Origin of the sequence: Staphylococcus cohnii subsp. cohnii (genome assembly GCF_002902365.1) — a bacterium.
GTDB lineage: Bacteria > Bacillota > Bacilli > Staphylococcales > Staphylococcaceae > Staphylococcus > Staphylococcus cohnii.
The window spans coordinates 68,570-81,447 of record NZ_PPQC01000044.1; the positions used below are offsets into that span (position 1 = coordinate 68,570).

General features: G+C 32.7%; 11 protein-coding genes. 4 read left to right on the plus strand and 7 right to left on the minus strand.

Annotated elements, in window-relative coordinates; genetic code table 11:
- Positions 1–6: 6 nt before the first annotated feature.
- Positions 7–1,887 (minus strand): ABC-F family ATP-binding cassette domain-containing protein, encoded by a 1,881-nt coding sequence (locus CD032_RS07585; protein WP_064264589.1) that lies wholly within the window; start codon positions 1,885–1,887, stop codon positions 7–9.
- Positions 1,888–1,999: 112 nt separating this feature from the next.
- Here CD032_RS07585 and CD032_RS07590 point away from each other — a divergent pair, with 112 nt between their 5' ends.
- Entirely contained in the window at positions 2,000–2,818 is an 819-nt protein-coding gene (locus CD032_RS07590; RefSeq protein ID WP_019469531.1) for a ZIP family metal transporter, read from the plus strand.
- 531 nt (positions 2,819–3,349) lie between these two features.
- Here the strand turns inward: CD032_RS07590 and ltaS are convergent.
- From ltaS to CD032_RS07620, 6 genes are all read right to left on the minus strand, one after another.
- Positions 3,350–5,290 (minus strand): polyglycerol-phosphate lipoteichoic acid synthase LtaS, encoded by a 1,941-nt coding sequence (gene ltaS, locus CD032_RS07595; protein ID WP_019469532.1) that lies wholly within the window; start codon positions 5,288–5,290, stop codon positions 3,350–3,352.
- A 970-nt stretch (positions 5,291–6,260) separates the two neighbouring features.
- Positions 6,261–7,265, minus strand: coding sequence for a 5-oxoprolinase subunit C family protein (locus CD032_RS07600; protein ID WP_040030233.1), 1,005 nt, complete (start codon positions 7,263–7,265; stop codon positions 6,261–6,263).
- Entirely contained in the window at positions 7,253–7,960 is a 708-nt protein-coding gene (gene pxpB / locus CD032_RS07605; protein WP_040030234.1) for a 5-oxoprolinase subunit PxpB, read from the minus strand. The genes CD032_RS07600 and pxpB overlap by 13 nt, the downstream gene beginning before the upstream one ends.
- A gap of 424 nt (positions 7,961–8,384) precedes the next feature.
- Positions 8,385–8,993, minus strand: coding sequence for an aminotransferase class IV (locus CD032_RS07610; protein WP_019468264.1), 609 nt, complete (start codon positions 8,991–8,993; stop codon positions 8,385–8,387).
- Positions 8,993–10,132, minus strand: coding sequence for a chorismate-binding protein (locus CD032_RS07615; protein WP_040030235.1), 1,140 nt, complete (start codon positions 10,130–10,132; stop codon positions 8,993–8,995). Before CD032_RS07615 ends, CD032_RS07610 begins: the two co-directional genes overlap by 1 nt.
- On the minus strand, positions 10,116–10,709 hold the full coding sequence (locus CD032_RS07620) for an anthranilate synthase component II (protein ID WP_040030236.1): 594 nt from the start codon (positions 10,707–10,709) through the stop codon (positions 10,116–10,118). Before CD032_RS07620 ends, CD032_RS07615 begins: the two co-directional genes overlap by 17 nt.
- A gap of 250 nt (positions 10,710–10,959) precedes the next feature.
- Here CD032_RS07620 and queC point away from each other — a divergent pair, with 250 nt between their 5' ends.
- The 3 genes from queC to queE are packed head-to-tail and all read left to right on the plus strand — an operon-like array spanning position 10,960 to position 12,767.
- Complete coding sequence (gene queC, locus CD032_RS07625; protein ID WP_019468261.1) at positions 10,960–11,631, plus strand: 7-cyano-7-deazaguanine synthase QueC; 672 nt, start codon at positions 10,960–10,962, stop codon at positions 11,629–11,631.
- 1 nt (position 11,632) lies between these two features.
- Positions 11,633–12,058, plus strand: coding sequence for a 6-carboxytetrahydropterin synthase QueD (gene queD, locus CD032_RS07630; protein WP_019468260.1), 426 nt, complete (start codon positions 11,633–11,635; stop codon positions 12,056–12,058).
- Positions 12,051–12,767 carry a 7-carboxy-7-deazaguanine synthase QueE gene (gene queE, locus CD032_RS07635; RefSeq protein ID WP_019468259.1) on the plus strand — a complete coding sequence of 239 codons (717 nt, stop codon included), beginning with the start codon at positions 12,051–12,053 and terminating at the stop codon, positions 12,765–12,767. Before queD ends, queE begins: the two co-directional genes overlap by 8 nt.
- The last annotated feature ends 111 nt before the right edge of the window (positions 12,768–12,878 follow it).

Here is a 12,878-nt window from a genome sequence, read left to right on the forward strand (position 1 = left end):
AATCCCTCATTGTTCTTTTAATTCTTCAAGTTCGCTCCATCTTGTTATATCTTCTTCATACAACATATTAAGATTTTGTTGTTCTTCATTTAATTCTTTTACTTTAGCATAATCAGAACTTGCTTCAACCATTTCTTGTTCGATTTCTTCTAATCTGTGCTCGGTTGTTTCAATACGCGCAATTATTGTTTCATATTCTTGTTTTTCTTTATATGATAAACCTTTTTTCTTTTTCTTTTCATACGTTGGTTTCACTTTAGCTTGTTGTTTTTCTTGCGTTTGTAATTTATCTATCTCTTTTTTATATGCTTCATAGTCATCAAAATTTCCTATGATACGTTCTATTTTTCCATCATGAATATACCAAAATTCTTGAGCAACTTTATTTAAAAAGTAGCGATCATGACTCACCGTGATAACTGTGCCGCCAAACGTATCGATATAATCTTCTAAAATAGTTAACGTTTCTGTATCTAAGTCATTAGTCGGTTCATCTAATAATAAAACATTAGGTTGATGCACTAATAATTTTAATAAGTACAATCTTTTTTGCTCTCCACCTGATAATTTATAAACTTTTTTACCATGTGTTGCACTTGGGAATAAAAAGCGTTCTAATAATTGCGTAACTGACACAGCAGTTCCATCTTTTTCTTTCGCTACTTCACTTTCCTCACGCAAATAATCAATCATTCTGATGTCCCTGTCTAAACGAGCTTCAGTCTGCCTGAAATAAGCAACTTTAACGGTTTGACCAACTTTCAATTCCCCTTCGAACGCCTGGTCATCACCATTCAAAATATTTAACAATGTTGTTTTACCAGCACCATTTGGTCCAACGATACCAATTTGTTGTCCATTTTGAATAATTTCAGTGACATGTTCAAATAATATTTTATCGCCTATACGTTTTGACACGTTATCAAGTTCAAAAACTTGTTTACCTAAACGTGAATACGCAAGATTTAAAGATGCTTTATCTTGTTGTTGTTGATTTTTCACATCGTGTTCTAAATCTTTAAATCTATTTTTTCGTGCTTGTTGCTTTGTAGAACGCGCTTTTACTCCTGCACGCATCCAAGCTAATTCTTGTTTATATAATGCGCGCTGTTTCGCTTGTTGTTTTTGCTCAACAATTTCGTTTTCAGCACGTTGTGCGATGTAATCTTCATAATTACCTGGATAAGCAGTTAATTTACCACGATCTAATTCAATAATGCGAGATGATACTTCATTTAAAAAGTAACGATCATGTGTTACAAACAGCACTGTATGCGGATACTGCTTAACATAATTAATTAACCAGTTGATTGACTCAAAATCTAGATGGTTCGTAGGTTCATCCAGAAGTAATAAATCCGGTTGCTCTATAAGTGTTTTAGCAAGACCAACACGTTTTTGTTGCCCACCTGAAAGTTCTCTCACTTTTTTAGTCGTATCATTGATGCCTAGCTTTGATAAAATAGTCTTAATTTCAGCACTATAATCCCAAGCTTGATATGTATGCATTGCTTCTTGTGCTTGCATCATTTGTTGAAAATCTGTCTCATTCTGCGTCTCACTATATTTTGTTACAGCAGCTTCATATGAGCGAATCACCTGAAGTGTCTTTGTCTCTGACGTTAATACCGCTTCAAAAACAGTTAAATCTCCTTCAAACTCTTGTTTTTGAGACGAATAACGTATGCGATATGCATTAGGATGTGAGACCTCTGCCTCGAAATCTTCATCCAAACCAGCAATTACTTTTAACAAAGTACTTTTGCCTGTACCATTAATACCTACAAGACCTATTTTTTCTCCTTCAGAAATAGACAGATGTAAATCATCGAAAATGATTTTATCAGCGTAAGATTTATGTAAATGTTCAATTTTGTAGGCTTCCATCGTCCAACATCCTTTTTAATATCGAAAATTATAATTAATTCTGTTAAACTTAATTTCAGTTCTATATATTATACACCTTTTTGAACTCAAATGATACAAGGGAGCGTAGCTTATGTCAGATTTTTTCCAAGACTTACCTCCTTTTATCCAAGCACTAATCGCAGGTATCATCACATGGTTATTGACTGCATTAGGTGCTGCAGCAGTCTTTATATTCAAAAGAGTAAATGATAAAATACTGAATTCAATGCAAGGATTTGCTGCAGGCATTATGATTGCTGCAAGTTTCTGGTCTCTATTACAACCATCAATCGATTACGGTTCTGGTTCATCTTTTGCATGGTTACCAGCAGCAATAGGTTTTTTATTGGGCGGTTTTTTTATACGCGCGTTAGATTTAGTTATTCCACACATTCACCCAAACACCCAAGACACTAACCAATACCAAGAAGGTGTAGGAACGAAAAAACTCAATAAAAATACATTACTTGTATTAGCCATTACATTGCATAACATACCAGAAGGTCTGTCTATTGGTGTAGCATTTGGTGGCGTAGTAGCTGGTAATGGACAAGCAACTTTTTTAGGTGCACTTGGTTTAGCAATTGGTATCGGGATCCAAAACATCCCCGAAGGCGCTGCGCTTTCAATGCCTATCAGAGCAGCTGGTGCTTCACGATGGAAAGCATTTAACTATGGACAAGCATCTGCAATTGTTGAGCCCATTTTTGCTACAATAGGCGCTGCTGCAGTTCTTTTCATTACGCCTATGTTACCTTATGCACTCGCTTTTGCCGCTGGAGCAATGATATTTGTTGTTGTGGAAGAGCTTATACCAGATTCTCAAGCTAGTAATAACACTGATTTAGCAACATTAAGTTTAATGCTAGGCTTTACTATTATGATGATTTTAGACGTTGCACTTGGATAAAAGGTAAAAGAAAAAGAAATAACTTGGATCCATTCTTCAAATAAAAAATGATGAGCCTGGGACAATCGTCTCAAAATCAAAACAAACAATCTGGGGCATAAAACCCAGAAAATAGCACTCAGATGATTGAATTCAATTCATCTGAGTGTTATTTTTTTATTCAACACTTCGTATTGTTGCCTCGCTTTCATAGGGAGGGCAGCTTCATCCTATAATCTTCAGCTTGTCCCATTCCCTCATGCGTCTCGCCAAAATACCTCACATTTGTTCAAGAACTATATGTCTCAGGAAATCTTATTTTGAGAATGGTGATTTATACCCCATCTCTTTTTAGCATTTATTTCTTGTTATTTTAAGCGTAAGTACTTGCTCGTAAAATGGATTAATCCGCTATCCCGCACTTCTTAAACTTCACTCATATTAAATAATTTAATACAATCATCATGTGCATTATAAGACACCATTCAATACACTTGCATATATAAAAGCCCTAATCCATTATCTAAAAATGGATTAGGGCTTAAATAATTATTATTTTTTCTCTTGTCCTTTTGGACCTACTTCGTATTTATAATCTGATGGTTTCACTTTATCAAAGTCAGGATTATCATAAAATCTCAATAAGTCACCGTTTAAGACATCATCACTCATTTGCAAGTCTTTTTCAGCTTGCTGTTTACGTTTATCAAAATCACTAGGTTTTTCTGTTACTGGCTCATTATTTTTATTATCATATATTCTGCCATTTACATATTTGTAATCTTTCGTTACAAAGTCACCGTTTCTAAACGGTACAGTATCATTATGATCTTTTGATAATAAGTCTGTACCCATCATGAGATAATTCTTAGTATCAATACCCATTAAATGTAGTAATGTAGGCATTACATCTGCTTGTCCAGCATATGTTTTATCAACAGTACCTTCTTTACCAGGGATTTTCAACCAGAAACCTGTACGATTTAAATCTGTAAACTTAGCTGGTGTAATATCTTCACCTAATAATTTTTCCATTGCTTTGTTATGATTTTCTGAAATACCGTAATGGTCACCGTAAATCATGATAACTGAATCATCATAGACGCCTTTTTTCTTCAATTCATTTACAAATTGTTCTAACGATTCGTCCAAATATCTCGCAGTCTGTACATAACCGTCAACTGTTGAATCACCAGTATTTGGTTTATCAATTGATGCATCTTCTGGAGATAAAGTGAACGGATAATGGTTCGTTAGTGTAATCAAATGACTATAGAAAGGTTCTTTTTCTTTCGCTAAATAATCTGCTGATTCATCAAAGAATTCTTTATCTTTCAGTCCTAAATTCTCTTGATTTTCTTCAGACATATCATAGTACGTTGCATCATAGAATTTATCTACGCCGAAATGTTTATAAACTTGGTCACGGTTCCAGAAAGTTTTATAATCACCGTGCATCACGCTAGATGTGTAACCTTGTTGTTGATGCAAAATCGCTGGTAATGATTGGAACGTATTGTCACCTTTAAGTGAGAATGCCGAACCTTGTGGTAAACCATATAAACTATTATCCATTGTAAACTCTGAATCTGAAGTTTTACCTTGTCCTGTCTGATGGAAGAAGTTTGGATAGTATCTAAAATCTTCATTACCAGTAGAAAGTTTATTTAAGAAAGGTGTAACTTCTTCACCATTTACTTTTTTGTTAATCAAGAAAGTTTGGAAACTTTCTAAGTGTATTTTAATCACATTTTTTTTCTTAGCCGCTCCGAAGTATTCTGGATTCGGCTGTGTTTGTTTTTGTTTCGTATAATTTAAGACTTTTGTTAAATCATCTTCATTTGCTAATGCTTTTTGTTGATTATTTTGTATCGTTTTTACACCATCATAAACTGTGAAGTTATATGGACCTAAGTATTTAACTAAATATTTATGGTCGAATGTACGTGTTAATAATTCCGGACGATCAGATTCAGCAAAAGCTAGGTTTAAGAAAAATAATGCAACGGATGCTGCCATAATCACTGGAACAAATTTTTTGCTAAACACACGCTTGTCTAACCATTTTTGTTTAAATATTAATACAAATAAATAAATGATTGTATCGATAAAGTAAACAAAGTCATACCATTTAAATGAAGCTGATACAGCACCACCCATTGATTCAACATTACCTACTTGATTTAATGTACTAAAAGTCAAGAAGTCAGAGAAAAATCTAAAATATACAACATTTGCGTATAATAAGAAGGTTAAAATAAAACCGCCTATAAAGATAAACCAAAATGCTTTCTTACCTTTGAAGAATAAGAAAATACTCAATACTAATGCAATTAAACTATATGGATTCATTAATAAGATTAAATTTTGAACTAACCCTTTAACACCTAAAGAAAAGTCAACATAGTATGAAAAATACGTTTTAGCAGTAACTGTTAATACAGTTAAAATAAAAAACGCAAAAAGAGTTAGTTTCTTTTTGTGTAGACTCATGTCTGTTCCCCCGATATAAATTAATAAAAGTTGGTGCTAATACCTAGCCCAATTAAAATACTTTGTAATCATTGTTAATGTGTAGCTTATATTATCTAACAATGTCTTTATCGTTATTTGCGAAAGTTAAAATTTAAATAAGAAAAATAGGGTGACATCCTGTATCTTTCTTCTAAAACACATCTTTTTACCTTTTGTCACTAATTTATTTTTATAAAGTAGCAATTTTTATTTTTAATGAAATTTATTGATTCTTTTTGAAAAATTATATTTGTTGTAATGTAAATTATGTTAATGCGTTTCATTAAGTTTTACATCGTTTTTACACTGCATTCACTCTGTAACATCTTTGTAATAAAACGATTATAGTTCAATTAATAAATATAAAGCAATTCTTGTCTAATATCAAGTAAAAACACACTTTTTTTAATTAAAAACGCTGATTTAACCGTTTTATGAAGGTATCATTAACCTATTGTGAATACGTGATTAAAATAAGATTAAAATTTAAATTTCCTTTATAATTATACTTGCTCTATTTAATAAATTAATCAGGCCTTGGACCTATTTAAATAATGGTTAATTTATACTGAATGGCTTATGCAATTACTTAATCTTATCATATTCAACACGATCACCGTTTATAATACTAGATAAATGAGTACAAATATTTAAGAATTAATCACTGAATCTAAATGTTTATCGAATAATCACTAATTATGTATCACAAATAAAATTTCAGAACTATATTTTAGTTAAACATTTGTCTAAGATTTATGTATATTGAGAAAATCATCTAATGTAAAAAACCTTAGGTAATTTATTACCTAAGGTTTTTTACATTCTAAAATTCATTAACCAAAAGACATATTGATATAATAATTATTTTATGGATAAAAGATTTTTAATTTTAAATGCACACTTTCACAACGTATTACTATACAAAAATCCGTTTATTTTTTTGTGTATACTATTTTAACATTTCTAATTGCATTCTATACTCAATACCATGAAACAGTTGATTTAACCAATTGGTATATTTTATTAAATTCTTTTCTGCAGTTTCAACATCTATGAATTGAAACTTCAACTTAGTACCGGGATGTTTTTGGCCTAACTTCGTTAAGTGATAACTGGCGATTGTCCCTATTTGTGGGTAACTGCCTAATGTGTAATGATCATTTAACAATATAATAGGTGTACCGTCCCTCTTAACTTGAATCGTTCCTATTTGTACAGATTGATGTGCAGGCATATCTTCATAAAATGCTTTAACAGGTTGACCTTCAACATACATGCCCACCCTATTCGCTTTACTTGTCACTTTATATTCCCCATAAATAAAACGATTTAAAGCATCTTGATTAAAATCTTCTGTTCCTTTGTTTTTAATGACATGAAATACATCTGACATATAATTAAAAGAAAGTGCATAGCCATCTATACCCCAATCTGTTTGATGTGTATGTTCAAGATTCTCAAAAAGTTTGTGGTGACGTTCTGTATAATCACGTTTCATATTGATTTCATCGCCTTTTTCTAATTTGCGACCATTAAAACCACCTAGTTTAGACATAAAATCAGTAGATGTAGAACCCAGCCATTCGTCTAACTCAAATCCTCCACCAACGGCTAAGTAAACTCTTGAGGTCCGTGAAGTTTCTGTAAACTCAAGTACATCACCTTTTTCCATTAAATAAAGTTTATTAGGTAAGACTTTTAAATTAGAAGTTTTGGCTTTAAAACTGCCGCCACTTAATGCAATTAAAGTAGGTTCAGTGAAACGAATACTAGCCATTCTATTGGTCATTTCTAATGTTGCTTCATGTTTATCGTTGGCTACCAACCGATTAGCAATTTCATGTGACAATGGGTCTAAAGCACCGCTTGGGATTACACCATTGTGTTCAAAACCGATACGACCAAAATCTTGAAAACTTGAGAACAATCCTTCATTTTCTATTATGATTGACATGGTTTAAATCCCCCTAAATCCAATGCTTCTGCTGTCATAGCCTTAAATTGCACATTATCTCCTAATTTTAAAGTCGTAAAATCTGTTTGATGTGGATTAAATAATTCAACTGGCGTATAGCCTATCACTAGCCAATCACCATAAGTATCAATCGTAGTAATACCTGTTTTCTTACCTTCAATAATCACTGATCCCGCAGGAATAAATGCTTTTTTACCACCTGTGTGATTTACAAATAGACGCTTATCCATCCCTGTTAAATATGGAAATCCTGGAGAATAGCCCATCATTGATACGAAAAAGTTCGAATTTGTATGTAATTTTACAAATTTGTCAAAACCCATTTTATAATATTTTAGCAAAGACGCTAAATCTGGACCGAATTCACCACCATATACGACAGGTATTTGAATTGGTTCAGACGTCTCTTCTACATGTTTTATTTCTAATTGAACAGATTGCAACAATGCTTTCATATATAAAAATGGTGATTTTATGTTGTGATGTTTAATCATATCTCTGGCGTCATAGCAAATCATCATATCCGACTCTGTTGGCACAATTTCCGTAATAAAAGGATAATTTTTGTTAACAAGATATGTTTTTAACGCGAGTAAATCGTCAGTTAAATCTTTGGAGACTTCTTTTTCTATAGAAACCACAATTGCTTGGTCACCTTGACTGTATATCTTCATAAATTCACCTCATCTATTGTGACTATCGATAAAATACATTTAATATTTGTATTAAGTAGCGTATTAATTCTTTAACTAAACCATAGATAAATATCAACTGAATAGCACATGAAATAGTGACGATTAACTTAGTAGCAGAATATTTATGTTGATTCATTAAATAGGTTACATACCATTTTGTAAGGCCGATTAGCGCGATAATTAATAAGAGCCAAATCAATATCATTATTTTGCCTCGCTTGCTGACATTAGATTTTTTAAAACTCGTATAACTTTGTTGATCTTAATTCAACTCATACAGTTAAACTACATCTATGTGTGGCATATTTGATATTTCCAACTATTGGCATCAAACACGCTCACAACAACGTTTCATCACAATTATAAGAATTAAAATTAATATTTTTCTTATACTTTCTATATTCTATAGATTTATTACAACATCGGCAACCTCTCTCAAACTATTTATCAGAAAAACTTGAATTTGATTCCGCCTTAACTTTTGCTTAAAATCTGTCAAACTATAATCTTTTTCTATCAATTTACCTTTTTCTATTAATTCTTGTCTCTTACACCCTTTTAAAAAGTCTTCATTGTATGCTGGTGTATAATAATAGTTTCCCTCTTTGATCATAATATTTCCAATATCAAATTCTAATATTTTTCCTGATTTGTCATAGAGTAAGATGAGATCAGTTTCATGATTATGTGCTAAATGATCCCTATTTGTTGTTTTATTCGTAAGCACTCGTTTATCTTGAATTTGAGGTGAAGGTACAATTTTTGCCGTAAAGCTATCTTTTTGAGGTAATTCCGCAACTTCATATTTAAAAATACCGTTAGAGTGTAATATAATTTTCACTCTATAAGTTCCTGTAAAATATAAGCCTTTAATTTCCGAAATCGTTTTGTTCCATTGCGCATCTTCGAAAGTCATTTGGAATTGATTTGCCGAATGTTTTATTCTGTCGTAATGATACATCAGCCTTGAAAATTTGCCAGAATCTAATCGTAATGTTTCAAATAACTGCATTATAATCTCTCCAATATTTTTGTCTTATCAATAAATTCTTGCACTTCAGATTCTGGATCAGAATCAATGGTAATACCTGCGCCAACGCCATAAACAGCTTTCCCATTAATATATTGAATTGTACGAATAGGTACATTAAAAATAGATTTCCCATCAGGTAGCAATAAGCCTATCGTTCCACAATAACCATTTCTTGGTGTTTGCTCTAATTGTTTAATATATTTCATTGTGTTCAGTTTCGGTGCACCGGTAATTGAACCACAAGGGAAAATGGCTTCGAGAACACGTAATAAACACATATGATTTGGTAATTGTCCAGTTACCATGGATGTCATTTGATAAACTGTTTGATATTTTTCAATATGAAACGGTTGATATACTTTAACTGTTCCAGTATTGGCTACTCTACTTATATCATTACGCAACAAATCAACAATCATTACATTTTCCGCTCTATCCTTGGTAGAGTTTCTTAATTTTTCAAAATGTTCCTTATCTTCTAATTCTGTTTCTCCCCTAGCTATGGTCCCTTTCATGGGTTTACTTAATACAATATTTGATTGATTTTTAAAGGGCCCATATTGAAAAAATAGCTCTGGTGATAATGATGCAATTTGAACTTCTTCTGTATCAATCAGTGCAGAATAATGTCCATGATTCCCACCCTGTAGTACATGGTAAAGTTCAGAAATTGGGCCTTGTATATCATCGCTCAATCTTGTTGTATAATTAACTTGATATGTATTGCCTTCAACAATCGCTTTTTGTACTTGTTTTATATGTTCAATCATTTGCGCATGTGCATATTGAAATTCAAAGTTATATTTACGCTGATATGTGCCATTTTGTTCATTTATGCTATCATGTACTGCTTCAAATACATATGCAGCAGCATAAACAAATGCACTATCGGAAGTTACTGTTGCTAACTGATCATTAAAATAACTTGCCGCTTCATACGGTAAATATAAAGCTACATATTGCCCTTTGCTTTGATGTAATTCAGCAAATTGAATGACTGCTCCAATGTCCTGCTTTTGATATGCTATTTTTTTACATACACATTGTTTAAATAGATATTGATAAGTTTCGGTTTCGGTTTCATTTATGTAATATTGATAATTAAATTTTACTTGCATGATGTGCCTCCACAATTTCAATAAATAATTTAATTTGGTCGATACCGTATTCACTCAAAAATGATTCAGGATGGTATTGGACACCATAAACAGCAAATGCTCGATGTTCACAAGCCATAATAATCCCTTTATCATTGGTTGCTGTCACGGTTAGCTCAGCAGGAAATGTAGGTATATCAGCCATTAATGAGTGATAACGCATAACATTAAATGCTTTTGGTAAATTTTTAAAAATACCTTTGCCTGTATGCGTAATTAAAGTTGTATGTCCATGGATAGGCTTATAGTTCTTTACGATGTGCCCACCAAAATAACTAATAATTTGTTGAAACCCTAAACACACACCCAAAATCGGCACATGGTTCATAAATTGTGTTATGACTTCATTTAAAATCGGATAATCTGACGGCGTTCCTGGCCCTGGCGATATTACAATTGCTGAGGGTTTCATATTGATCAGCTTTTCTATATTAATTTCATCCACATCAATCACTGTGATTGCCTCTGTATAACATTGTTTGAGATAGTCCACGATATTATAGGTAAATGAGTCTTTATTATCGATTACAAGTAGCATTGAATCACCTCAATTATAATTATATATTGTTCTAATATAGTCATTATCCCAAATCTCAACTTGATTTTACAGCTTAAATGTATTATTCTAGTCACGGTATAAATATAACAGAGGTTTCTAGCTGACACCCTCTATAAAAAACTAGACACTTGAACGACGTCTATCTTTTTATAGAGATAGGCGTTTTTTTATGGCGTCATAAGTTTTATATGGCAAAGCTAGCACGATATTTTAAGGAGTGTAAACTATAATGACACAACAGCCATTAAACAATAATAAAGCCATCGTCGTTTTTAGCGGGGGCCAAGACAGTACAACCTGTTTATTTTGGGCAAAAAAACATTTTGATGAAGTAGTCTTAGTGACTTTTGAATATGGACAAAGGCACGATACAGAAATTCAAGTTGCAAAACAAATCGCCAAGGAGCAAGCAGTAGAACACCATGTACTTGATATGTCACTATTATCTCAACTCACTCCTAATGCGCTCACACAACATGACATTGATATAAATGAAGATGAAGACGGCATGCCAAACACTTTTGTACCTGCACGTAACTTGCTGTTCTTATCATTTGCTGGCGCACTAGCTTATCAAACTAATACAAAACATATTATCACAGGCGTATGTGAAACAGACTTTTCTGGTTACCCTGATTGTCGGGATAACTTTATAAAGTCAATGAACGTTACACTTTCACTCTCTATGGATAAAGATTTCGTTATTCACACACCGTTAATGTGGCTTGATAAGAAACAAACATGGGCATTGAGTGATGAACTCGGTGTATTAGACTATGTTAGAAATCGAACGTTAACTTGTTATAACGGTATTATTGGTGAAGGTTGTGGCGAATGCCCTGCCTGTAAATTACGCGCACGTGGTCTTAATGCTTATTTAAAAGAAAAAGGAGCGAATTAATATGTTCCAACAAAATTATCCGAGTGTGAACCACAATTACCAATTTGAACTTAATAAGGATTTTAATTTTTCAGCTGCACATTATATTCCAAGTGAAGACGCTGGAAAATGCATGCGTACGCATGGACATACTTATTTTGTCAACTTAACAATCGGTGGAGATACCGTAGACCATAATGGATTTTTAGTGAATTTTAGTGAATTGAAGCAGCTCGTTCACGGACAATTCGACCACCAATTATTGAATGAGTTACCTCAATTTAAAGGTAAAAGTCCATCGACTGAAATTGTTGCACAAACGATATATGAGATGGTTCAGTCCTCATTAGATCAAAGACCAAACAAACCACAATGCTTACAAGTTTATGTTAGAGAAACACCAACAAGTTATGTCATATATCGACCAAAGGAGCTAAATCATGAGTAAAATACCTGTGCTTGAAATTTTTGGTCCAACGATACAAGGTGAAGGCCGTGTAATCGGTCGTAAAACCATGTTTGTACGTACAGCTGGATGTGATTATCGTTGTAGTTGGTGTGACTCAAGTTTTACATGGGACGGCAGTGCTAAAGAAGATATACGCATGATGGATGCCACAGAGATTTATGAGAAATTATATGACATTGCGGGTGAATCATTTAACCACGTAACAATTTCAGGAGGTAATCCTGCTTTAATAAAAGGCATTCAAGGATTAGTCGATTTATTCGAAGAAAAAGGCATACAAAGCGCTCTAGAAACCCAAGGAAGCAAATTCCAGCCATGGATGACACAAATTGATGATTTAACAATTAGTCCAAAACCACCTAGCTCAATGATGAAACCAAATTTACCTATATTAGATGACGTCATTGCTAAATGTAAGCCAGAAACACTCAATCTCAAGGTAGTTATTTTTGATGACGATGACTTTGAATTCGCAAAAATGATTCATCATAGATATCCTAATGTGCCATTTTATTTACAAGTTGGGAATCCATACCTAGATGGAGAATATGTCGAATCTCATACAGAAAAGTTACTTTCATTATATGAAGCCCTTGTTAATCGTGTTATGGATAGTAGCGATATGAATAATGTATATGTATTACCTCAATTACACACATTACTTTGGAGTAATAAAAAAGGTGTTTAAATTGAGTAAATCAACCGGTTCGTTGTATAATGCTCTTTGTCTATACAATAAATCGGTTTTTCTTTTGTACATTAAATATAGTAATGATTGTCACTGTAAATATAATTATTA